Origin of the sequence: Candidatus Merdisoma sp. JLR.KK006 (assembly GCF_036941035.1) — a bacterium.
Classification (GTDB): Bacteria; Bacillota; Clostridia; order Lachnospirales; family Lachnospiraceae; genus Laedolimicola.
The window spans coordinates 39,779-64,778 of the sequence record NZ_JAYMNS010000017.1; the positions used below are offsets into that span (position 1 = coordinate 39,779).

General features: G+C 41.0%; 15 protein-coding genes. 11 read left to right on the forward strand and 4 right to left on the reverse strand.

The window, feature by feature from the left end:
* Nucleotides 1-142: 142 nt before the first annotated feature.
* Both VSQ61_RS13655 and VSQ61_RS13660 read right to left on the reverse strand, forming a co-directional pair.
* The gene (locus VSQ61_RS13655; protein WP_303661551.1) at nt 143-1,087 is read right to left on the reverse strand and encodes a ParB/RepB/Spo0J family partition protein; all 945 of its coding nucleotides are present in this window, start codon (nt 1,085-1,087) and stop codon (nt 143-145) included.
* Complete coding sequence (locus VSQ61_RS13660) at nt 1,088-2,110, reverse strand: ParA family protein (RefSeq protein WP_303661552.1); 1,023 nt, start codon at nt 2,108-2,110, stop codon at nt 1,088-1,090. It lies immediately after the preceding gene.
* 492 nt (nt 2,111-2,602) lie between these two features.
* Here VSQ61_RS13660 and VSQ61_RS13665 point away from each other — a divergent pair, with 492 nt between their 5' ends.
* The 7 genes from VSQ61_RS13665 to VSQ61_RS13695 all read left to right on the forward strand — a co-directional run bounded on the left by VSQ61_RS13665 (nt 2,603) and on the right by VSQ61_RS13695 (nt 13,343).
* Nucleotides 2,603-3,832, forward strand: coding sequence for a DUF3854 domain-containing protein (locus VSQ61_RS13665; RefSeq protein WP_303661553.1), 1,230 nt, complete (start codon nt 2,603-2,605; stop codon nt 3,830-3,832).
* Between the two features lie 328 nt (nt 3,833-4,160).
* Complete coding sequence (locus VSQ61_RS13670; protein ID WP_303661554.1) at nt 4,161-5,750, forward strand: hypothetical protein; 1,590 nt, start codon at nt 4,161-4,163, stop codon at nt 5,748-5,750.
* Nucleotides 5,751-5,765: 15 nt separating this feature from the next.
* On the forward strand, nt 5,766-6,752 hold the full coding sequence (locus VSQ61_RS13675; RefSeq protein ID WP_303661555.1) for a hypothetical protein: 987 nt from the start codon (nt 5,766-5,768) through the stop codon (nt 6,750-6,752).
* The gene (locus VSQ61_RS13680; RefSeq protein WP_303661556.1) at nt 6,745-7,671 is read left to right on the forward strand and encodes a DNA polymerase III delta subunit-related protein; all 927 of its coding nucleotides are present in this window, start codon (nt 6,745-6,747) and stop codon (nt 7,669-7,671) included. The genes VSQ61_RS13675 and VSQ61_RS13680 overlap by 8 nt, the downstream gene beginning before the upstream one ends.
* Before the next feature lie 40 nt (nt 7,672-7,711).
* A complete protein-coding gene (dnaX, locus tag VSQ61_RS13685; RefSeq protein ID WP_303661558.1) occupies nt 7,712-9,145 on the forward strand; it encodes a DNA polymerase III subunit gamma/tau in 1,434 nt (477 codons plus the stop codon).
* 328 nt (nt 9,146-9,473) lie between these two features.
* The gene (locus VSQ61_RS13690; protein WP_502877038.1) at nt 9,474-12,866 is read left to right on the forward strand and encodes a DNA polymerase III subunit alpha; all 3,393 of its coding nucleotides are present in this window, start codon (nt 9,474-9,476) and stop codon (nt 12,864-12,866) included.
* Between the two features lie 333 nt (nt 12,867-13,199).
* Entirely contained in the window at nt 13,200-13,343 is a 144-nt protein-coding gene (locus VSQ61_RS13695) for a hypothetical protein (RefSeq protein WP_303661560.1), read from the forward strand.
* Nucleotides 13,344-13,377: 34 nt separating this feature from the next.
* Here VSQ61_RS13695 and VSQ61_RS13700 read toward each other — a convergent pair whose 3' ends face one another.
* Nucleotides 13,378-14,646 (reverse strand): hypothetical protein, encoded by a 1,269-nt coding sequence (locus VSQ61_RS13700; RefSeq protein WP_303661561.1) that lies wholly within the window; start codon nt 14,644-14,646, stop codon nt 13,378-13,380.
* A gap of 1,499 nt (nt 14,647-16,145) precedes the next feature.
* On the opposite strand from VSQ61_RS13700, the gene VSQ61_RS13705 reads away from it, so the two are divergent.
* The gene (locus tag VSQ61_RS13705; RefSeq protein ID WP_160274863.1) at nt 16,146-16,406 is read left to right on the forward strand and encodes a type II toxin-antitoxin system prevent-host-death family antitoxin; all 261 of its coding nucleotides are present in this window, start codon (nt 16,146-16,148) and stop codon (nt 16,404-16,406) included.
* A 1,004-nt stretch (nt 16,407-17,410) separates the two neighbouring features.
* On the opposite strand, the gene VSQ61_RS13710 is transcribed toward VSQ61_RS13705, so the two are convergent.
* Nucleotides 17,411-18,871 (reverse strand): hypothetical protein, encoded by a 1,461-nt coding sequence (locus tag VSQ61_RS13710; protein WP_303661564.1) that lies wholly within the window; start codon nt 18,869-18,871, stop codon nt 17,411-17,413.
* Between the two features lie 288 nt (nt 18,872-19,159).
* Between VSQ61_RS13710 and VSQ61_RS13715 the strand changes: the two genes are divergently transcribed.
* The 3 genes from VSQ61_RS13715 (at nt 19,160) to VSQ61_RS13725 (ending at nt 24,930) form a co-directional block, all read left to right on the forward strand.
* The gene (locus VSQ61_RS13715) at nt 19,160-20,248 is read left to right on the forward strand and encodes a DUF6094 domain-containing protein (protein WP_303661565.1); all 1,089 of its coding nucleotides are present in this window, start codon (nt 19,160-19,162) and stop codon (nt 20,246-20,248) included.
* Between the two features lie 74 nt (nt 20,249-20,322).
* A complete protein-coding gene (locus VSQ61_RS13720; protein WP_303661566.1) occupies nt 20,323-23,694 on the forward strand; it encodes a DEAD/DEAH box helicase family protein in 3,372 nt (1,123 codons plus the stop codon).
* 51 nt (nt 23,695-23,745) lie between these two features.
* Entirely contained in the window at nt 23,746-24,930 is a 1,185-nt protein-coding gene (locus VSQ61_RS13725; protein WP_334344969.1) for a hypothetical protein, read from the forward strand.
* Nucleotides 24,931-25,000 lie beyond the last annotated feature (70 nt).

Here is a 25,000-nt window from a genome sequence, read left to right on the forward strand (position 1 = left end):
TATCTTGACGCAATCAGCAAGGATGAGTTCTATATAAGCTCATTTGCAACGCCCGAACAGTTCCCTATGCCGTTACAAAAAAAGGATGCCGAAGTCTCATAACTCCGGTATCCTTTTACCAATTCTACTAATTTCTTTTATTCTATTTTCCAACCTTTATCAACCACTCTTCAAGCATTCCCCTGAATTCCTCTACACGGTCTGCAGGAATCTCTACAGTCAGCTTCTTAATACCCTGTGCTTCCGCATTAAATACGTTTGCGATAGCATCCCGGTTCATATTCTTTTTTAGTGCATTCACCTTTGCCTCTGTTATCCGATCATTGAAATTGTCATATATCCACTGCTGGGTGTCTCCATCAAAGTATGTAAACTTTAATATCGCTTTTCTCTTCAGTTTCCCATCATAGTACAGTTCCTGTAATGGTGCATAGACGTTCTCACTGATCGACAGGTTTTCATAAATTGCCGTTTTCTTGATCCCCAGCTCCTTTGCAAGCTGATCTATCCTTTCGCCTTTGCTGTACCGCCTTCTTTTGTAAACATCCATTCTCGATTTGATAATTTCTATTTTCACTTTCTGCGGAAGTTTTGAAAAGTCCCTGTAAAGGTTTGTATCATCTATAATTCCTCTAGCCTGTTCCTCACTCAGTTCGTCCGCCGCATATACGATGCAGGCCGGATAGCGATACTTTTCCTCCTCAAACCCCGGTTCCTCACGGCATTCCTGTATGATTTCACAGCTGATATCACGCCTGTTATGTCCGGCCAGTATCATATATTTACCGTCTGATCTTTCCCACAAAATAGGAGGATCCTCGATACCTTTTTCATAAATCGACATCTTTAATTCAAGATATTTCTCTACCTGGTTATCTTTCAATCTCGGATATTTATTCCATTCTTCCGGAGCATCCACCATTTTATAAACGTCAACATGAGTTATCTTCTTTTTTCCTTTTTCCGCAATCTCACCCAGGCCTATTTTTTCCATCGTCTTTGAAACATCCTGCGTGGCGGATTGTGCATTTGCGGATACCTGCCTTAAGAATGCGGCATTATCTACACTGCCTTTTTTGCCAGCCATTTACTTCACCACCTTATCTGATTTTTCCTTAACCTTCTCCAGCAATTCATCTGCAACTTCTATCATCTGTTTGTTTGCTGCACAGCTTCTATTGTAAACCCCTAGCGGATAATGTTCACGCTGCGAATTGTCAATATTGGCATCGTTTTTTATAAAACTCTTGAAGGCAAGTCCCGGTGCTATCTCCTCCACCAGCTCAAGGGATTCGGGTAAAGATCTCTTTTTACGCATATCCACTTTATTGTATAGAAACCCCAAAATTTTCAGTTTGGGATTATTCTTGCGTACTTCCTCCACCTGGGCCAAAACCGGTGGAACGGCTTTCACTGCAAAAATAGCAGGTTCCAGAGGAGACAATACAAAATCAGCCTCTGCCAGCGCTGCAACGTTCATGAGCCCCGCTGTTTTATCCATATCTACAAATATAAAATCATAGTAGTTGTCCTTCCGTATGGTTCTCAGGCATTTTTCCCATATACGGCCTCTTATGTTTTGATCCAGTACACCAAGCTGCCCTTCCAGTCCTTCACACTTAGCCGAACCCGGTATAATATCTAAATTCACATACTCGGTATGCCTTATATACCCCGGTTCCATAAAGTCGTCATGCATGGAGAAAGCCTCATAGAAGCTGACATCGGGCTGTTCAAGATAATTGGGATAAAGGACACTCGACATGTCCGATTGGCTGTCAATGTCGATGCCAAGCACGTTATAACCTCTCCGCGAAAGCTCATATGACATATTCATTGCTGTCGTAGATTTTCCCGTCCCTCCCTTATGTGTCCATACAACAATTATAACCGGCGATTCGAACCTCATCATCTTCTTGTCTAATTTTGCTGCCTTTGTGTCATCATAGATATTCTGAAGGCTTTCCGGATCCAACTGCGTCGTATCCATAGCCATCAGGTTCTCCAGCTGCCACTGATTCAGCCCCAATGCCCTATGCCAGTCTTTCATATCCCACTTCTTCTGTCTTAGCAGAGCCTCCATTTTTTCTTTCCAAGTTTTCTCTGACATAATGTCTCCTTCCTGCTGAGCGCTGTATCATTTTCTCCTATGTCGCTTTTTTCTCCCCATGTCATTTTTTATGATACTAGATTTTTTTTAATTAATCAAGTTTTCTCTAATTATTTTTTCCGCCCGGCGGAAAAATCAATATCCTAATCATAAATTCTCCCCAAAAATTCCGCCGGGCGGAATTTTTCAACTAAAAAAGATATGTTTGTCCCATAGTTCAAAAATCTGCACACTTTCATGAATTATTGTACCAATTTTTCCGCCCGGCGGAATTTTAAAAGAAAACCATTTATTGCACACGATAAAATAATTGTATTATACTTTCACTATTGGCTATTTTATTTTTTTACCAGGGGCATTATCAGGCTTTTGCCTGTTCGTGCCTTTTTCTGCGCACATATGTCGCACGTGAATCACAGGTTGATTCTAATCAGGACAGGCAAATTGCATTGTCCAACGACTGCTTGTCGGCAATCGTGAAAGGAGGATGAAATGTCAAATTTTCGTAACGTCTCCAAAAGAGAACCTTGCCCAATCTGCGGAAAACCCGACTGGTGCTCCATTCAGGAAGCAAGTCCGTCCACACAGCTCTACTACTGCCGAAGAATTCTTTCAGGCATAGACATTATAAGTCCAGTAAACAACAGGGAGTACGTCTATATAAAACAAACAACTGACGGTTCCTGTCTTTACAAAGACCGCGAACAATATGATGCCGACCGTGACGAGTGGCTGCTTCAGAACAGCGGATACAATCAGCGGCGCCCGCGAAAGGAACGTCCGAAGCAGATTCCTTCGGATCAGTCCGAAAACCGCATGGCTGGTGACACTTTATCAGTTCCGGCAAAGCCAAACCATGAACTCGACCTTATATACCGCTCTTTTTTAAAGCATCTGCACTTAAACAGGATGCATGTACGGTATCTGGCAAAGGAAGGCTGGCCAATAGAACTGATACAGCGTTCCATGCTGCGCTCCCTTCCGGTAAACAACAGTTCCCATTACAACGCATATGACAGGGAGCGCATTACACTGGAACTGATCCATGAATTCGGTTCCGTAAAAGGTGTGCCTGGTTTTTATCAAAAGCAAGACGGAAAATGGACTTTTTCAGGTACATCCGGCATTTTAATTCCGCTATACGATCACAACCACTGCCTATACAGACTCAGGATACGCTTGGATCATCCACAGGTTGATGACTCTGGAAAGGAAAAGAACAAGTACAATAACTTTTCTTCTTACTTTGAAACCAAAACGACAACCGGCGCATTGGCAAACGCATACATAAACGGCTGCCGTTCAGGAAGCCATATCGGATTGTACGACAATCCCGCACTTGATGATTACACTGTCTGCTATATTACGGAAGGAGAAAAAAAGGCTATCTATGCCAACCACGTTCTCCGCATTCCTGTGATATCAATCCCCGGGGTAAATTCATTTAGCAAATTGTTGGAGCAATCTGAAAACGGTTTTACTGTACTGGATTACCTAAAATCACGCGGCTGCCGGATACTGATTATTGCATATGATTCTGACAAGTATATTAATCAGTCTGTCCTGATGTATGAAGACAAAATTATAGAATTCCTGTCTTTGCAGGACTTCCATATAGGAGTCGCTTTTTGGAATCCGGGCTTTGGTAAAGGGTTGGACGATATACTTTCAATCAATATCCGTCCGAATTACGAATTGGTCAAGGAAAATACAGGTGTATAGTTTTGCTATATGCCTGTATTATTTTTTCAAAAATTCCGCCGGGCGGAATTTTACATGTGAATCTCTCGATTTTTCCGCCGGGCGGAATTTTACATGTAAACCTCTCAATTTTTCCGCCGGGCGGAATTTTTGACTTTTTTCTTGTCATGCCGCCTTTGATTTGTTATACTGTATAAAATATTTTTTTATTTATGGTTCTGCAGCACGCAGTCCGTTTACTTAATTCCTAGCAATAGGTCTTATTCACAATCATGAGGACATCTTTGATGTCCTTTTTTATTTTGCCGTATATATTTAACGGTTATTTTTAATAAAAGGAGGATTTAAAATGAAGAAAAAACAAAGTCAGCTAATTACCGACGAAATACTTTATCAAATGGGTGTATACTTTCCACCAGGAATACCGGATTCAGAATCATTCTCAAGGAATACCGATTTTCTCGAAGGCAACCGTATAATCAGCCTAAAAAGGGAAAGTACTTATAAAGCTATGCTCCCAAAATTGAATATGCACAGTTTCCTGAACCTGTCTTTTCCTATGGTTGATTATTACTCTGAATCACACTATGGCAACATCATTAAGGTCATAGGGAAATTCATTCAGGCAAAACTATGCAAAATTAAGAACGAGGACTCCCTAGCTACTCAGGGAATCCCCTTTTTATGTGATCTTGCTGGAATATATAAGGATAAACTATCCTTTTCATTTCCCAGTCCTGAAGAACATGGTGGCGCAGAAATTGCAGCGGCAACGCTGAAAACAAGCCATATATTAAGGGTAGAGTTAATAGGACCTGAAAAAATTGAATTCTACGGCGGCATCGGCTCCACTTCAAAGAGAAAAATGGGATTTTATCATATGAGAAGAAATCCGGATTACAACATAGGAATTGCTAATGTCATTGATTTTTTGGCACATATGTCTGTATGTAATTGTCTTTACTCAATTATTTCGGAAGATATCTCCCCATTAATATCAAATATTTTTTCAAAGGAGCTGGATGAACTTAACGTAAACATCAATGATCACGCTCTCTATACCCCGATAATTCGATTTCTTAATGACAAGGAAGCCATACCATTGGAATTTCTTTTCAAAAGATCTAACAGGCAGGACGGACACCTTCCGCCATATTACTACAGCCCTGATTACACACTTTACCCTAAGCTGGTTCACCTGTTTTATCAGGTTGCTGATGTATTTCAGGATGTACAAAATGAATTTCAGCACAGGGAATCCCTTCACAAAAAGATTGCTACAGCATACATCACCAAAAAGAACATACCTTTATCTATTCAGAAGGCAATGGATAGTTCTGGCTTCCATGACTACTTCGGATATGTAGAATATGATGAAGATGTAGACTTAGATGCAGTCGGCAAAATAGAAAAGGAGTACAAGGCAATCAACAAACAGTATTTTTCCGGTTCAAGATTCATGGATGTAACATTGCGTTTCCGGAAACTTGGGAAGCACAAGGCCAGCGGTCTGTATTATCCGAGCATACATAATCTATGCGTAGACATACAGACCCCGTCTTCGTTCATACACGAACATTTCCATATGCTGGATGAGCAGCTTGGCGATTTATCCCTTGAGGTAGATTTTGATACAATTGTAAAGACATATAAGGCAGCTTTCTTAAAGGAAATGGAAAATTTTGACCCTGCAGTAACAAAGAAACTGAACAGTTCCAGCAAGTATAATTTAAAGTATTTTTTCCGCCGGGCGGAAATTTTTGCAAGATGCGGAGAGATATACTTCAACCGGATTCTTAAGGTAAAAAGCTCTTTATTAGAGCCCACCCTTACATATGCCTATCCTGAATCAGAGGAACTGAACAGGCTTATTGAGAAATATTATGAGCAGCTTCTAAACGAGCTGTCGAGCAGCGCTGTCTTAAAACGGGCAGTTTAACAAAAGGAGGAACCTATGTCAAAGAACATCTATATTTCAGGAATATCTGATTTTTTTACCAAGACAATTGAAACATCTTTTTATGTAAGAAATATTGCTGAAAAACAGACAAGTGAGAGTAAAAAAAGATATTTAGAAGTCCTGCTTCAGGATTCTACCGGCACAATTTTTGGCACAATATGGGAAGAATACATGGAAGCGGAATATGAAAGCTATATGGGAAAAGTGGTACAGATTAACGGAATGGTGATTCAGAACCAGGATGCATCTTATCAATTGATAATAACCCATATGGCGCTTTTGGATGAATACCTGTATTCAGATTACGTTAATGGCATATCTGAGAAGGACACAAAAAGCTACTTGGAATTACTCCATAAATACATCGGAGCTGTCAAGTCACAAAATTACCGTAATCTATTACATCATATCTTTACAAGTATTCCTGATTTTGAAACACTCCCTGCAACCTTGAAAGGGCATCACAACTTTAACGGAGGGCTTTTGGTATACAGTGTGAGCGTCACATGTCTTGCAAAATACATGGCTTATTCACTGGAAAAATACAATTTAAACCCATCTTATTCCTTGCCCTACAACAGCGATCTTGTTATTGCCGGAGGGCTGCTTCACGCAATCGGAACCGTCAACATGTTAAAGCCGTTTCCGGAAATGAAACGCATCCCGGAATCAATCCCGTTGAACCTGCATGAACTTACGATGCAGTATCTATGCCGGATGCTCTCGCAAAATGACGGATTCAGCCTGACAGAAGAGGAAGAAAGCCTTTTGATGCATACAATCGGCTGCGTATATGAGAGTACCGACAGGAAACCAATGATACGGGAGGCTATTATTTTAAAAAATGCCATTCAGCTTCAAGGCGATGTTTCCAGGCTTGAATACTTTTTATTCAGCAATCAGGACAAGTGCGGTTCAGTATTTGATCCCGCGCTTAATAATTATATTTACATACAAAAGGAGCATACGGATAATGGATAAAACTTTTATAGGAAATGATGAGGCATTCCTTAACCTTAATTCTTATGCCATGTCCCAGAATCCCGGTCCCCTCATATTACTGGGGAAACGGGGGCTTGGTAAGCGGCAGGCAGCAATGGATGTCATTGCACAGCTTATGGGATGTGGCAGTGATGAACTGTATAAAAACCCCGACTTTTTCCTTCTTGACAGGCAACAGGATACCATAAAGGTAGAGGATGTACTTGCTCTCCTTGATAAGAGTTCCCTTGCCGCGTTAAAAGGAAAAAAGTTTTTTTTGGTGTGCAATGCGGAAAATATGAACGTCCAGGCACAAAATAAGCTGTTGAAATTACTGGAAGACAAGAACCACACAAATGTCCTTATTTTTCTCTGTAACCAGGATGCTTTGCTTGAAACAATAAAAAGCCGCTGCAATATTATTTCATTCGACCCCTTATCCGTAGAAGAGATATCTCCATACTTCTTGGAAAAGGGTATCGCTCGGGAAGAATTACTGTTTGCTGCTTATCTGTGTGACTTTTGCCCCCATGCCATTGAAAATATGGGTGATTGCTATCCCGCATTACTGGAAACTTGCAAAAACCTTATGCTGGCCCGGAAAAAAGAAGAATTTTTTCAAATACTCCATCTAATCCGGGAGAAGGACCCTGAAAATTTCTATGAAGTACATTCGGCACATTATTGGGTGGCGCTGCAGATGTTTTATTACCTGTTTGAACAGCTGTTGCTGCAAAAACTGATGATTGCAAAGGCGGAAAACAGCATGGACTTTAAGAGCCTTAGCAAGCTTTATTCCTTACCGCATATCTATCAGATCTGTTCTGTACTGTCAGCCCATCAGAAGCAATGGCAGAACAGCAGCTATTCCAAAAACGATTTTTTCGATCTGATACGCTGTATGGTAAAAGAGCCATAGCATCCTGTGTCGGATGAACCACAATAAAAGGAGGAACCTAATGCTATATAATTTATACCGCCCGAAAGACTTTACCGAGGTCAAGGGGCAGGAGGACGTGCTTATTACATTAAAAAAGCAGTCTTTCTCCCAGAAATTCGGCCATGCGTATCTGTTCGCCGGTCATAGAGGTACCGGCAAAACAACAATAGCGCGAATTCTTTCAAAAGCTGTAAACTGTGAACACCCGACAGAAGACGGTCCCTGCGGGCAATGCCCTAACTGCCTTGCATACGGCACAAGCCTTGATGTGCTGGAACTGGATGCCGCCTCAAACAACGGAGTTGACAAAATAAAGGAAATGCTGGCACAGACAAAATACCGTCCCGTCCAGCTTAAGAGAAAAGTATTTATCATAGACGAAGTTCACAACCTATCAACAGCAGCCTTCGACACGCTGTTAAAGCCATTGGAGGAACCCCCGTCGTACTGTGTATTTGTCCTCTGCACAACAGAACTGCATAAAATACCGGTTACAATACGGAGCCGGTGCGAAGAATATGTTTTCCATCCAATCGCGCCGGAACCTATGAGGGAACGCTTAAAAGAAGTACTGAAAGAGCAGAGTGCCATTTGTGAAGAAGACGCACTGAACCTTATTATAAGGAATGCCAACGGCGGGTTACGTGATGCCCTGGGCATATTGGAGCAGCTCTTGACAAGCACTGATAACAATATCACGACCGAGGCTGCAAAAAAAAGACTGGGTTCATTGGACAGCGACCGCATTTTAACAGCATTGTCTGCAATATCTGCTTATGACACCCAATCCGCCCTCAACTGTCTGGATGAATTGACAGGGCAGGGTAAATCGCCCGCCTTGATAACAGAATCCATATTGTCCGCTTTAATGGATATCATTACCATTAAAACCACCGGACAGCCAGAGTCCGTGCTGCACAGCAAAGACTATGTACAATCTGCCTTAGAAATCGGCAACGGCATGAGCTTTGAGCGTCTTTACTGGCTGTGTGAACAGTGCTGCGATTTGCGTGGCTCCATAAGGGGCAGTGCAAATCCCACAATGGATATCAAGCTCGCCCTTATAAAAATGAGCAACCGCGAACTTACCGACAACGATCCTGCAGTTATGTCAGCAACCATTCGGAAACTGGAGCAGGAACTGACAGAACTTAAATCTACGGTAAGAAAACTAATGAGCGCCCAGCCTGCCGACAATTCCCGTTCACGGGCAGTATCTCAAGCCGGCGGGCAGTTCCACACGGCGGATCAGTATGACGTACCTTTTGAAACATCTTCCGGAGTCCAGCAGTTTACAGACGAGGAATTATATTCTGTATATGCTGAAAACTACCGGAAAGAAGAGGAGCGGGAAGGAGGGATGCAATCAGACAGACCGGAAGAACCGGACGGAGAGGAGATCGGAAGCTCCGGCTCCACGCCAGCTTCCGATCTGTTTAAAATACGACCCTAAATATCTCCCTGCAATCTATAAGCCAAGTATAATAGAGGAATGGTACCTGAAGCATTGCCTTGAACGGCATCTGAATAGCCCTTTGTTCTCCTCGGCGATAAACTGCTGCAGAAAAACAGGGGCTTTTTCTTACGAAACAACGCTTTATCCGGTATTCCTGATACTAAAAAAATACTTATCTGTATACACGGAACTTTCCATGATACAGGTCATTTACCTTGGCAATTCTGTTACTCTGTATTCCTGACAGAATTGCAAAAACACAAACCAGTACTGCAGGTGCCGTAAATGGCACCTGCCTTTTTAAAAGGAGGAACATATGAATCAAATATCATTTGCACATCTGCATTCCCATACGCCTTACAGTCTGTTGGACGGATCAAACAAAATTTCCGAATACATAAAACGCGTTAAAGAGCTTGGAATGAAAAGTGCAGCCATCACGGATCACGGGGTAATGTATGGAGTTGTGGATTTCTACAAATGCGCAAAGGAAGCCGGGATTCATCCGGTCATCGGGTGCGAAGTATATGTCGCCCAGGATTCCATGTTAAACAAAAACGACCGCGGTTATTATCACCTTGTACTGCTTGCCGAAAATAATGAAGGCTATCAGAACCTTATCAAGCTGGTATCGCTCGGCTTTACAGACGGTTTTTATTACCGCCCCAGAATCGATTTTAAGGCGCTTTCTGCCCATCATAAGGGTTTAATCGCGCTGAGCGGCTGCCTCGCCGGAGAAGTGCCCAAAAAGCTCTCACAGGGCAATTACAAAGGAGCCTGTGAAACCGCAATGCTCTACCAGTCGCTTTTTGGCAGGGATAATTATTTTTTAGAACTGCAGGACCACGGAATTCCCGAACAAAAGAAAGTCAACCAGCTGCTGGTGCGGATGCATGAAGAGCTGGATATTCCTCTTGTCGCCACAAATGATGTACATTATACAAGGAAAGAGGATGCCGAGGCACACGATGTCCTTTTGTGCATACAGACAAAAAAACTGCTGACAGACAAAGACCGTTTGCGTTACGAAGGAGACCAGTTCTATGTAAAGTCACCTGAAGAAATGTACCAGCTATTTCCTGAAATGCCGGAAGCTTTGGAAAACACGGAAAAAATAGCGAACCGTTGTCAGGTTGAATTTACTTTTAACCATTACCACTTGCCGCAGTTTGAACCGCCAAAGGAATATGATTCGTGGGAATATTTAAACAAACTATGCAGAGACGGACTGATGGAGCGCTACCCCGATTGTTATAAAGAACATGAGGACAGACTTTCTTATGAGCTTAACACAATAAAAAAGATGGGATTCGTCGATTATTTCCTGATTACATGGGATTTTATCAATTATGCCAAAGAAAACGGCATACCGGTCGGTCCCGGACGCGGCTCCGCTGCTGGCAGCCTTGTTGCTTACTGTTTGAAAATTACGGAGGTTGATCCCAAGAAATACAACCTGCTTTTTGAACGTTTCCTTAATCCGGAGCGTGTAACGATGCCTGATATTGATATCGACTTCTGCTATGAACGGCGCCACGAAGTTATTGACTATGTTGTGTCAAAATATGGCAAGGATCAGGTTGCACAAATTGTTACTTTCGGTACTCTTGCCGCTAAAGGCGTAATACGGGATGTTGGACGTGTACTCGGGATACCTGCTTCAACGGTTTCCCAGATTAGCCAGCTTATTCCAACGGATGCAAAAACCACGCTTGACAGCGCCCTTACAGATGTGCCGGAACTTAAGAAAAAATATGAAAGCAGCGATGCCATACGGAAGCTGATTGATATCTCAAAATGCCTTGAAGGACTGCCGCGGCACACATCTACACATGCTGCGGGTGTTGTTATCTGCCCGAAAGAAGTTTCATCTTTCGTACCTGTCTGCCTCTCCAGTGAAGGAGCATTGACAACGCAGTTTGTCATGACCACTTTGGAAGAACTCGGTCTGTTAAAAATGGACTTTCTGGGCCTGCGGACATTGACAGTCATACAAAAGGCAAGGGACGCAATAAAACAGAATTATAATGCCGAGGTTACGTTTGATTACCAGGATCCCTCTGTTTTCCAGTATATCAGCACTGGACAGACAGACGGTATTTTTCAGTTGGAAAGCAGTGGCATGAAAAGCTTTATGCGCCAATTAAAGCCACAAAATCTGGAAGACCTGATTGCCGGAATATCGCTTTACCGTCCGGGACCTATGGATTTTATCCCCAAATATATCAGCGGAAAAGCAGATCCGGCAAGCATCACCTACGAGATTCCTCAATTAAAGGAAATTCTCGACCCTACTTACGGGTGCATCATTTATCAGGAACAGGTAATGCAGATTGTAAGGGCGCTGGCCGGCTATAATTACGGCCGGGCCGACCTGGTAAGGCGCGCAATGTCAAAGAAAAAAAGCAAGGTCATGGAGGATGAAAGGAAGGTATTCCTTTCCGGCAATGAGCATGTTAAAGGCTGCATCAGCAACGGTATCCCGGAAGATGCAGCAAACAGAATTTTTGACCAGATGATTGATTTTGCCAAATACGCCTTCAATAAGTCCCATGCAACGACTTATGCCGTAGTTGCATACCAGACGGCTTACCTGAAATATTATTACCCGGCAGAGTTTCTTGCCGCACTCATGAGTTCCGTAAGGAGCGATACAGGAAAGACTGCAGAGTACCTTCTTTTAAGCCGGCAGCTGTCAATTCCCATAACGAAGCCTGATGTCAATTGCGGAAATTTGGATTTTACGGTTCGGCAAAATGCAATTATTTACTCTCTGGCATCTATCCGTGATGTTGGCGATAACTGCGTTTCAGACCTTTGTGGGGAACGATCAAAAAAACCATTCCAGGACATGAAAGATTTTATTTCACGCATGAATTGCTACAGTACCTTCAACAAAAGAACCATAGAGGCATTGATCAAATCCGGGGCTATGGATTGCTTTGGACACACAAGAAAGTATATGATGGAACAATATCCCGAAATTTTAAACAGGATCAGCTATGAAAAAAAGAATGGAATGGCAGGCCAGACCCCGTTATTCAGCCTGTTTGCAGCAAAAAAAACCGTACAGGAAGAAGAGTTTCCACTCTTAACACTGCTTGCGGACGAAAAAGAGGTTCTCGGCATTTACCTGAGCGGGCATCCTTTGGATGAACTTTACCTGCAATGGATGTCCGGTGTAACGGCTAAAAGCACCGATTTTCAACAGACGGAAGAGAGCTGTGTTCTGAAAGACGGGAAAACGGTAACAGTAGGCGGGATAATATCCTCAATAACTGAAAAACAGACTCGTCAGAAAAAGAAAATGGCAATTATTACACTGGAGGATCTGGTTGGCAGTATAGAGGTGGTTGTCTTTCCGCAAAAGTACGATGATTACTGCGAAAAGATGAAAGAAGGGGAAAAAGTTTTTTTTACCGGAACTGTAAAGAATGAGGATGATAAGAATGCAACACTTATCTTTGAAAAAATGACACCAATAAATGCTTCCATTTCCGAAATATGGCTTCAGTTTTCTAATATTCAGGAGTACGAAAAACTTAACCATAAACTGGAGCAGCTTTATCCAAGGTATAGTGGTGATGTTCAGATAAAGATTTACCTGAGAAATACAAGGCAGGTGAAATGTCTGAATACAACCCGTTTTTTGGTTAATGAGGAATCATGGAATTCTTTATGCGATTTATTGGGGCAGGAAAATGTAAGACTTAGATAATTTAATAGTATGTACGGGGGTTGGTTGACAGCTCCCGTATTTTTTTGTTGTATTTAATACAAAACGAATATATAATATAGTTGTCTTTGGTTTTCTTTCATCATATGGATAGATAAAAATGGATGGAAGAGGCTGTCATCTTATTCATTCTTTATCATATATTAGAACAGATATTATACAGATATTAAAACAGTAATTGGTAAAAGGATGTTCCAAAACCCCAGTAAAATCAATGAATACCGGAAATATATAGGGAAACGGTTAGAAAAAAGTGGAAGAAAATCCACAACCAGGGGGTTAAAACATCATATTTGTAGATGAATTATTTTTGAAATGGATGAAAACTTAGTAATAAAGGATGAAAAGAAATGTAATGTGGATGAAAAATTTTTAAGTGTGGAAAACTTTTTTCCGGTTAGACAGATAAAAATATGTAAAAATATGGAAAATAATGATGAAAAAACAGAGAAAATATAGAAAAAAGGAAAAAAGGGCACAACAAAAAAGCCCTCTATGAAGCGAAAATATTAAATACGGACATATTGCGGATATAATGGCGGGTCAGGGCTCCAAAAGATTCCACTGGCCTGCGCTTTGCTATGTAGTCATTATATACACATGAGATTGCCTGTTTTACCATGTTCATGTTATACTGGATGCACATGGATGCCAGATCACGGTAATCATCATTAGTCAGGATCAATGACGGGTACCGGTGGAATGAACCAATGGAGAACATGGTTAAAAGAGCCTGCGTGCGTTCAGGATCAGCGTAAGGCTCTTTATCATTTGCAAGTTCCAGCACATCATTGAGAGAATCAACATGATTTTTAACTTCCTGCTCGCTTTCCAAAAGCATAGCCTTACGCATATTCTTCTTAGCGTATTCCTGCTTCATACTGAAAGTTACAGAACTGTCTGAGAAAGAATACTGGAAAATGGCATTGCCCTGTTCCAATGCTTTGCGGATTACATTGCGTTTACAATATGATGGGAGAAAACCGCGTAATTTGTCAAATGTAGAGGTAACATCTGTTAAATTTGGATTTGCAGCATCATAAGCAGAGGCGTTATCCACTTCAAGGATCCCCTTTATTGTAAGGCGGAGCGTATTTAGATGATCGACAGCCAGCAGTTCGGAGAGCATATTGCTTGACAGACTGAGATATCCCCGTCCACCCTCGCTTGCCGGCTTATGATAATTTTTATATTCCGGTATGTATACATTGATATGGTTATCAGAAATACCGGAATTGCAAAAGTAGCAATATTCATAGGAACTTAGGATTTCGTTACTGGAACGGATCGTAGCAGGAGTGCAGTCGAGAAGCTCAGCAAGTTCCTTTACACTTACGTTCTTTATGAAACCAAGTGTATCAGGCTGTAGGAAATGATATGTAATAAAAAGCTTGATGGCGTTCACCTTAAGTGTCGGCTGGTAGCCATAACGGTTTTTCTCATTGATATACTTGGTATGTGTAGTGTAAGTACTTTCCCACACAGCCTGGGAGCATGTCCTGCACTGCTCATTCAGCGCATCGCAGACCTCTGTAACTCCTAATGCGGAAAACCGGCACTTTAATTTGCATACTTCACAATTATGGCATCCGGACTTTTCTTCGTTCAGTTTATCTTCAGATTTTTCATAGACTTCTTTATAATTTTTCTGAAGTCCGATTGCTTTTGTAATAACCGCTTTACCAATGCGTGCATAGCTGTTCAGTTCCAAAGTAGCGCTCCTTTCCATATCCATATCAAAATAGATATTGTATTTATCCATATCACAAAACACATAATATGGTATCCTCAAGTTGCATTATAGAATGTTTTGGCAGAAATGTAAATCATGGCAAAAAGGCGAAAAAAAGAGTATCAATTTTTGAAAAAGCATGATATTACAGCAGTTTATGAAGGATATTTAATTGGCGAAGAAAAAGGCATCATTTTCCGAAAATATTGAAATCGAGGGGTTTCCCGAAAGAAATATAGGACAAAAAAAATTTTTTGATTTTTTTTGGTCGAATAAAAAGGTATCAAAAGGTTAAATATTCTGAAATTTAAGGTTTTAATATAAAAAAGGCGAACGAAGAGGTATCAAAAATACAATAAAATGAGGTGAAGAATAATTTCTGGCGTAAAAATTTTTTTATTACCATCTTGTTTCTGAAAAAAACGGCGAAATTACTGGTTTCATTTTATTTTCTTATGCGATTTGGCGAAGAAAACAACATAAAAAACGCTATCTGGCGAAAAAAAAAGTATCATATTACGATTTCTAATACAGGAAAATATGTTATAAAGCTATTTGATGAATACAAAAAAATGATGCTTGAGAAAAAGGCGAAAAAAAAGGTATCATTTTCTCCTAAAGAATAGACTTCCACTCATTATTAATAAAAAGGCGAAAAAAAAGGTATCATTTTTGCAAGAATTGGATATAAAGTTATATTGTTAGGACATCAGCCTAAACAATTATTGAAAAAAATAGTAAAAAAAGCGAAGAAAAAGGAATCAAAAATTGCCGAATAGGTACTTGTGTAATGAATAATAAATAAAAGGCGAAAAAAGTGGTATCAAAAAAAGTTCAGTATGATAAATATTGCAGTTGACCGAGTAGGTTAATGCGGTGGAGATAATAAAAAGGGCGAAAAAAAAGGTATCATTTTGTTAAAAAAAGTACAAAAATGGAAAAAGAGGTAAAATCGGCGAAATAATTAGCATCAAAAATATATATTCTGCATTATGCTTTTGCCGAACTCCATATTGACTATAATGGTCGGCATTTTATTGTTAAAAACAGGCGAAGAAAAAGGTATCATTTTGTAGGAAAAGCGCAAAAAACCGAATAAAAAGTAAAAAGGCGAAGAAAAGGGTATCATTTTTAAGAAGTTATGTATAATTGCATAAAATATAATGGTTCAATACCCTTGGAACATCTTTGCCCGGTAGCGAAAATGCTAATGGAATAGACGATGTTTCATGCTATCATACAGCCACAAGTATGTAACTGAATATATAAGCATGTATACAAAGTTCATTAGAAAGAAAAACAATAAGAGAAAAGCGGGACAGAGAAACTCATGGAAACGTTGAGGACGGCGACCTGATGGGGGCTATCCGGATCCGTGTGGGGTACACGGTGCTGCTGTTTCGGCCTCTTCAAGACCGGAAGCCTCTCGAAATTCATATGGAGCCCTCAATAAAATATTGTTGTAAAATATGCTGTTGAATTTAACATCAAATCAGGGTATACTAAGGGCAGGAAAGGAGAATGTGATTATGCCAAATATCAAACCAATCTCTGATTTGAGGAATTACAGTGATGTACTCCGTGATGTATCTGTGGGCGCACCGGTCTTTCTTACCAAAAACGGACGCGGACGTTATGCAATCATTGACATGCAGGACTATGAAAAAACATGGGCAACCTTAAAACTCATGGGTGAGCTTGCAAAAGGGAAAAAATCAGGAGAGGAAAAGGGATGGCTTTCGCCCTCGGATGTGAGAGCACATTTCCGGGCGAAGGCAAATGAAGAATAGCATCCACTACTCTCCGGAAGCCCAGAACGACATGGACGAGATCTGGGAGTATATTGTCTTTGTTTTTAGGGAGATTGTAGAATATTTAATGCTCTATACAAACCTCTCAACTTGTTTATTTCTTTATTCTTCATGTTATCCCATTTTCAAATCTTATGCCTGTGTCAAATAAACTTGAAAATATAATTTAATGCTTTACTGATTTCTCTATACTGTTTAGTTGATTTTGTCATGTTGTTTTACATATTTTCACCTGCTCTGAATTTTCAAAACTTTCAGCTACAATTTATCGCTATCAATATTTATCTACTGCATAGGTTGATGTACACATATTTTTCTATACTGCATCTGAAATGAATTTTCTCACTAAATTTTTTAACCATGTTGATACGTTTATAATGCATTAAATAAAATCCATATATAGTATGGAACGGAATGCCTATCTCTTCATTTTTTAATTGAGAAATATATGTGTTCATGTTACAATAGGAATGTGTAATTGAAAAGGAAGCAGGATGTGATGTTCTGATGATGCCCTCTAGTCTTACGAAAGAGGGTGGTGCCCATGAGCGTGATGGAAGTTTTGACATTATTGCTTGTTATCTTTGCGGCTCTGTCTTACATAGACAATCATAAAAAGAAATAAGCATCCCTAACCCTCGCAAAGTTTGGATGCTTATTTTTTAAATGTATTCATACTGAGGGCAAATCGGAACTCGTGTCCGATAAACTTCTCTGATTAGATTATACACCAGAGCCGCTTGTTTTTCAAGTGGCTCTTTTTACATATTTTTGATGTATTTTACATTTTATACATCAGTTTACAACTTTTGGACACTTTTAAAGCCCGATAAAACATAGCCCTCAATCATTTTGATTAGAGCGCATGATTTTTTACAGTTTCGAGCTTTTCCACGAAACTGTTGTGTCTCTTGTACCTGACAGATGGACAGATACAAGAAAAGAGAGCCTATCAATGATAGCTCCCTTTAATAAATACAGATTTATTCCCAAATATCTTCTAATTCCAGTTGCGTACCACTTCCCATCTCATAATTCTTAGGGATAAGGTCCGATTTCTCATCATCTGTAAGGTTATAAAAATATAGGGTAAAAGCCCCTTTGCTCTGCTGGTATTCATATTTTGCAAGTGCAATTTTTTTCTCTACAAATTCGTCCAGCGTCTGCTTTATCAGTAAAATGTTGTCTGCTTTTTTCCGTTTTTTAAAGAGTATGATCCGTTGAAAATAGGAATAGTCATAACTCTTTACAAGATACCCGTCCTCATTGGGAATGGAAGATGAGGATAAGGTGATACGCTCTTTTTGCAGGTTGTGATATAACAGCCTGCTTAGGTCAAGTTCCAATGAATTATAACTGCTGGCAGTAACCGCAATCATCTGTTTTTTGGTAACAGCATCAAACAGTATATTACCGAATGTGACAATGGCATATTCTTTGCCGTCTTTTTCCGGAGTCATCACATTGTCAAAGAAATTAAAGGTTAACAAAGCTTCTTCAGGGTTATCTTTACTGTATAAACGAAAAGTAGTTCCTGCCATTGTATGGAGCCTTGTTTTAACGTCCTCATAGCAACGTTTGTTCGGGCGGCTGTTCAGTGCCTTTGCAAGTGTGCCAATTTCGATTGTTATAGCCCTGCTTTCATAAAAATCCAGTTTGATGTTGTTGATCAGCGTTAATAGAATTTGGTTATCTTTGGAGTCAAATACCTTTAATTTTTGCCGATCCTCAATATGCTCAGAGTCTCCGCTTACGAGCATTTGGAACACCGTATTTTCTGCATCAAAGCTAATCAAATCTGCAACATAGGAATCAACTGATTTCTGAAGAGGGACTGAATAGCGGTTTGGCGCAAAAAAAGGAGTATCCAATAAAATTTCAGGTTTTTTTGCGAAATAAGCTTCTATATTTCCATCCCAGTAAACAATGATACTGTCAATCAGGTTAATGATCAGATCTATCTGGAACGAGGACATAATCTGATTTCTGGTCTTGTCGGATATAAGAGGATATTCAATCAAAAGCGACTTATCATTTTGAGCCCATTCATTTATAGCAGTATTATATTTTTTTATGGTCGATTCCACATCTTTGGCGTCGTATATTTTCAGAAAACTGTGGCCTGGAAGGATTTCAAAGTTATGCTGGATGGAATAAAACGGATGTTTTTTATTCGTTATCTCATATTTTTCAATATTTTCCTGCTGCGCTTTTAACCAGCGGCTTTTTTTCTGCCGGCGCATTTTTACCTGTACACCGTAGATAGATTTTAATTCTGACTTTCCGGTTTCCTCTTTGACATATTCCCATAACGTATCAGCAATCAGATCATTTAGGTTGCTGTAGATAGGAAATACTTTTAAATGCTCTATTTCAAAGAAATTAACCAGAGCCTCATTAAGGTTGTCTGCAAGAGACGATATCAGCTGTTTAGGGTATGCCATAGGTACCTCCTTAAACCATGTCCAAAGGTTTATATGTTATTATAACGCAGAAAATGAAAAAAGGCAAAAAAAGAGTTGACAAGTTTACAATTTCCGGAACGAATGACTTGCGGAAATAGAATAATAATGATAGAATGATGAAAACTATTTTTATTTTTTAGCTTACTCCATTTGGGAAAGGCATTGATTTAATTCCTGGAAACAGGTTATATTATGAGAAATAAAAGTAGTCAGCCTCTTATGGGGCTTTTTTTTGTGCCAAAAAACAAATCATAAAAGGAGGTAATAATGGAAGAAGTAAAAAAACAGTCAAGATTTACCCGGCTGAAGTATAATGAGGCAAAAATGGGCGCCTATTATACTGATCCGCAGCATTGCAGGTATATAAGCCGTTTCCTGCAGTTTCCGGAGGAAGATGAGGTGTGCTGCCTGGAACCGTCAATCGGGGATGGGAAAGCAATACTTACCGCTACGGGAAAGATCGGGGAGAATGGGAAAAACCTGAAAATCTATGGAGTTGAGCTTAACGATGATACGTATCAGGCAGTAAAGGACACGGAAGGAATCGACCAGTGCCTGAAGGCAGATTTTCTAAATGATACAATCATCAGCCACAACGCGTTTTCCTTTATATTCATGAACCCGCCATACGGGACATCAGAGGAGAAAACACGGTATGAGGTGGATTTTTTAAAGAAAGTAATTCCGTATGCTACAAAAGAGGCAGTTATGGTGTTTGTTCTGCCACAATATGTAGGAATGGAAGAAGAACTTCTAGATCAGTGGTGCAGTCACTTTGAAACCCGCTTCGTATACCGTTTTCAGGACAGTGAATACGAGAAATACAAGCAGATTGTGCTGATAGGGCAAAGGAAATCCTCGAATGAACGGGACAAAGATGAGGAACAAAGGCTCCAGTCTGTTATTTCCCGTAATAGGGAGATGCCTGTTATCCCGGAAGATTATGACGGCGAGCGGCTGGAAGTGCCCAAATCTTCTGAAAAAGGCATCGAGGAGTTTATGACGAGGATATTCCACGCGGATGAAGCGGCGGAAACATTAAAAAGAAGTCCGTTACAAAGAATCCTGATGGACGCCATATGCGTTCCGCCATATCTGATTGACAATCTCGCGAGGCCGCCAATCATGCCGTCTGAAGGTCAGATGTATCTGCTGGCGGTTTCTGGTGCGGGCCAGGGATTGGTCGGGAATGAAGAAAACGGGGATCTGCACTTACAGCGCGGTGTATCAAGAATTGCAAAAAGGAGCGAGTATGTGCAGGATGACAGCGGAAACATGAAAGAAGTGGAGATTACATTTCCCCAAATCAGTTACAACTTAATAGAATCATCCGGAGTAATCCGGACGCTGCAGTAGGAACGTTTCTCATAAAGGGAAGCGTTTTTTTATTCTACATCGCAGAAAATATAATAAAAGGAGGATATGCTTATATGCGGATTTCAGCAAACGGGGCATTTGCCCATGTAGAATATGTCTTTGCTGCAATCAAAGGTTATAAAAAAATAGCTTTGATATATTCCTGTTTTGAGCGAAGCGAAATAGCATTGAGAGGGTTTACCGCCAATATCAGCATCGGGAATGTAAATCTGTATCCGGAACAGGATTCCGGAGGGGATATAATGATATTTCCTAAGACACAGACTACTAATTACCACACAAAGCTGATGAGAGGGAAGGAACCCGTAAACCATGCGCTCTGCATATCGGATACACTAAATGAAACGTATATTGTTACTTCAAAGGAGTCGCAGGACAAGGATATTTACAACTGGCTGATGAATCACTTTGATCTGCCGCTGCTGACGGATTGGATACCTTATTTAAGGGAAGCAGGGAAAGAGTATATGTCCCGGGTTGAGACAAAAGTATATGGAGATATGCCGGAATGGGCAGAAAACGCATTGGTATATGAAATGTCCATGACAGAGGCCGTCCTGCAGGAACTGGTAACAAACGGATTAAGGAATTGCATGATAAAGATATCAGACAAGCCGCAGAAGCCGCTGCAGTTTGACAACATGGATGATTATTTTATGAAATATGGAAGCTCTTTGATAGAGAATCTGGAAAAGAAACTGAATCCATTGGTAGAGCTAAAAGACACGGTGGATGAAATCGCATTTTTGAAAAAGCGTTACTTCCCACAACAGGCGGCTATCGTAAACGGACTTATGGAATGCATGAAGCACAGTTCTTATGCTTTTCTTAACGAAGATATGGGATGCGGCAAGACTTTACAGGGAATGGGAGTTCCGGAAGGATTTTTTGTCAGGAAGATTATGGAAGAGAATAACATTTCTGTAGAATCCGTGTACAAAGACAGTTCATTGGTAAAATACCGGAATATCATTATGTGCCCGTCGCATCTGGTGGAAAAATGGAAAGAGGCGATACAGACAGATATTCCGTACGCCAAAGTGGTAATCATAAAGAGCATTAAGGAACTGTGCCGGCTGCGGAAACAGGGAAAAGCGAGAACCGGAAAGGAATTTTACATACTGAGTAAAGAAACCGGAAAGCTGTCCTATACTTATGTGCCGCTTCCTTCACAAATTAAGAAGAAAAACCCCATTGTTAAACGATGCAAAAACTGTAAGGACCTGCAGCGTATGTCCATGCGGACACAGTGTATTTGTGGATGTAAAGAGTGGGAACTTGAGGAATGCGAGTTTCAGGCTGTGGGTATGGTATGCCCGGAATGCAACCAGCTTCTGTATCCTGCGGATACGGATACATGCTGTCCTTCGGATGAAAACCGGCCGCTTCAGCCGTCTGATTTTGCTACACAGGCAAAAGCAAACCATGTCTGCAGAAATTGCGGAACTTCTCTTTGGCAGCCTGCCTGCGAACCGGTAAACAGGACATTGTCGTTCAAGCCGATAACCATCAGAAAAAAGTCATGGGTTAAAATGACGCATTGGGCGAACAAAGCAAAGAAGAACAAAAAGACCGTCTGGGTGCATGATAAGTGGAAAGAGGAATACATTGCAGAAAATGGTCTTGATGAAGATGAAATTACATATCCCAAGATTACGGGCGTGCGCAAGTATGCACCATCAAGATATATCAAAAAGTACCTGAAAGGTTATTTCGACTTTGCCATTTTTGATGAGGCTCATGAATACAAAGGCGGAGGAAGCGCACAGGGGTTTGCAATGCATGACCTTGTAAAAGCAAGCCGCTGGCAGCTGGCACTTACCGGCACGATTGCAGGAGGATATGCAAGCCATTTCTTTTACCTTCTTTTCCGTCTGGATCCCAGGAAGATGCGCAGCATGGGTTACACCTATGATGCAGCCGGGGAACGGAGGTTTGTCGAGAGGTATGGAACCATTGCAACTGAATATGAGGTGGAAAATGGGAAAAACGGCGATTATAACACGATGTCCAGAGGCAGGATGATAGGATCACCTAAATGCCGTCCCGGAATTTCCCTGAGCATATTTACGGATTTCCTCATGGATAAAGCCGTATTTTTAAATTTATCGGATATGAGCTCGTACCTGCCGCCGTTAAATGAGACGGTTGAATATGTGCCGCTGGAAGATGAGATTTATGATGTATACCGCGATATCAGGGAAAAGATGAAGACAGCAATGATTGAACAGCAGCTTGGCAACTCAATTTTGGGAAGCTTCTTACAGTTTTCGCTTTCCTATACGGATAAGCCGTACGGACGGTCAAATGTCCTGTCGCCGATAGACGGCGGAATCATTACGGAAGTTCCGGATTTGTCCTATCTGACGAAAGACGGGAAACTCTTGAATAAGGAAAGGCGTCTTTGTGAAATTGTCAAGCGGGAGCTGAAGGAAGACAGAAACGTTTTTGTCTACTGCGAGTATACAGGAAAAGGAGAGGCCCGGGTAACAAAGCGCCTGAAAGAAATCATTACCAGGGAATGCGGTCTGCGGGCGAAAGAAGTGGAGATTCTTGAAAGCAGCAATCCGCCGGCGGAAGAAAGGGAGGCATGGATGCACCAGATGGCAGCAAAAGGCGTCAGGGTGTTCATCACAAATCCCCGCTGCGTGAAGACGGGACTGGATTTCCTTTTTGAGTATAGAAATGCGTTGTATAACTATCCGACGATTATCTTTTACCAATACAGCTACGACCTTTTTACCATGTGGCAGGCGAGCAGGCGTCATTACCGTCTGAACCAGATTCTAGAATGCCGGACCATATATCTTTTGTCAGAAAGAACAATCCAGATCGATGCGCTGGAGATGGTGGCGAGCAAACAGGTAGCCACCAGCGCGATACAGGGGCATTTTTCATCAGAAGGTCTGTGTGCCATGGCACAGGGGGTAGACCCTAAAATAAAACTTGCACAGGCAGTCACCGAAAAAACACCGGAGCAGATGAAAGGCTTAAAAAGTATGTTTGATGTACTGAATCAGTGGCACTCCGCTACCGGGGAACGGCAGGAGCATAGGCAGATGAAAACCTTTGAGGAATTGACAGGAATAGATATTACAACAAGGGTGAGCCGATCCGGAGGATTATTGTCCGACACGGGAGAGTCCATAGACCTGTTTGACCTGTTTGGTTTAAAAACGAATAGTGAAGATCGGATAAAGGAAGAGGAGGAGGGGTTCGAAATGCCACAGGAAGAGAAAGCTGTTGAGGAAGAAACAATGGAAGAAGATTTACAGGTGAAGCAGGCTGAAGATGCCGGAATAAATTCAAATGCGCTGTTTACTACGTTTTTATTGGATACAGGTTCCATAGGCGAAATATTCAGTAAAAGCGAAAAAAAGAAAAAGAAAGCCGGCAAAGGGATGCCTACATTATTTAGTATGTAACAGAAGTCATTAATGGCAGAAAATATCTGCCCCAAAAAAGGAGGAAAATATATGAAATTTACAGTGGAAAGTTCAAGATTTGCGGAGTGTATGAGAAAAATTCAGCCCGCAGTGGGAGTCACCAAGGAGAAAAAGGAGGTTACAGAAAATTCCGTACGGCTGACCATGACCAAAAAACAGAAGATCAAAGAAGGCTATATTGGAATGGCAGTCAGTTTCGATGGAAAAAAACAGTTGTTCAGTGCGTTTCTGATTAATGAACTGGAGATGGAAGAAGAGGACTATGATGCATATATCAGCGGTAAAAAGCTGTGTGACATCACAAATGCCCTGAATAACGGCAATGAAGCGCCGTTATCGTTGGAAGTCGGAAAGAGCTGTATCATAAAAAAAGGTGGAAATCAGATCCAGATACCGCTTGGCGAAGAACCAGTTATCATCGCGCCGACAAACGACTGGCTGGTAAGGACGACCATGGATACAAAGAAGTTTCTTGAAATTTTGTTCAGGGCGGGCAGGTTTTATGATTCTGGTGCTGATGGTGTGACAGGTTCCGTTTGTATCCGCTTTGACATGGAGAATGGAAAATTTCAGATGAGCAGCACTGACACTTATAAGCTGGCTTTCTATGGGGACAGTGTAAAATACGAGCTGCCTGATTCTGTAAAGGAGGAAGGCTCAGAGCAGAAAAAGGAGCTTCTTTATCAGGTGGATGGAGACCAGTTAAAAATCCTCACAAAGTTTTTGACAGGGAAAAATACGGAGATCTGCGCTTATGAGAAGTACCTGTATTTTAAGAGCGAGGCAGATATCGCTATGTTCATGATTAAAGATGCCGGAGACAACCCGTATGCATTGAGCGGGGTAATTTCCATGGCAAATGGGCATAGCAGAGCCAGCAAAATCACGGCTCTTCCAAAGGATGTTCTGGAAACCCTTGATGTTTTCGATGTAGCAAACCAGGGAGAGGAACCCTTCGTCTATATTACAAAGAACAAAACCGGAGGTCTCTGCTTCAGTACAAAAGCAAAGACATATAAAGGCATTGTGCCGTGCAAAGTCGAAGGAAAGTTTAAAGATATGATACTTAATTCTAAGTTTTTCCGCATGGCTCTTGATAACTATGACAGGGAAGAAGCCATGAGCATCTTTGTGGGGGACAGCAACGAGGGCATATTGTTTAAAGACGCCGAGGAAACGGAAGATTTTAATATTGTAATCAGAATTACAGAATAGTTGGTTATTTGGGGAAAGATGTGTGAATTACATCTTTCCCCGTTTTTTTGTATTCAGGTATCCAAAAGAA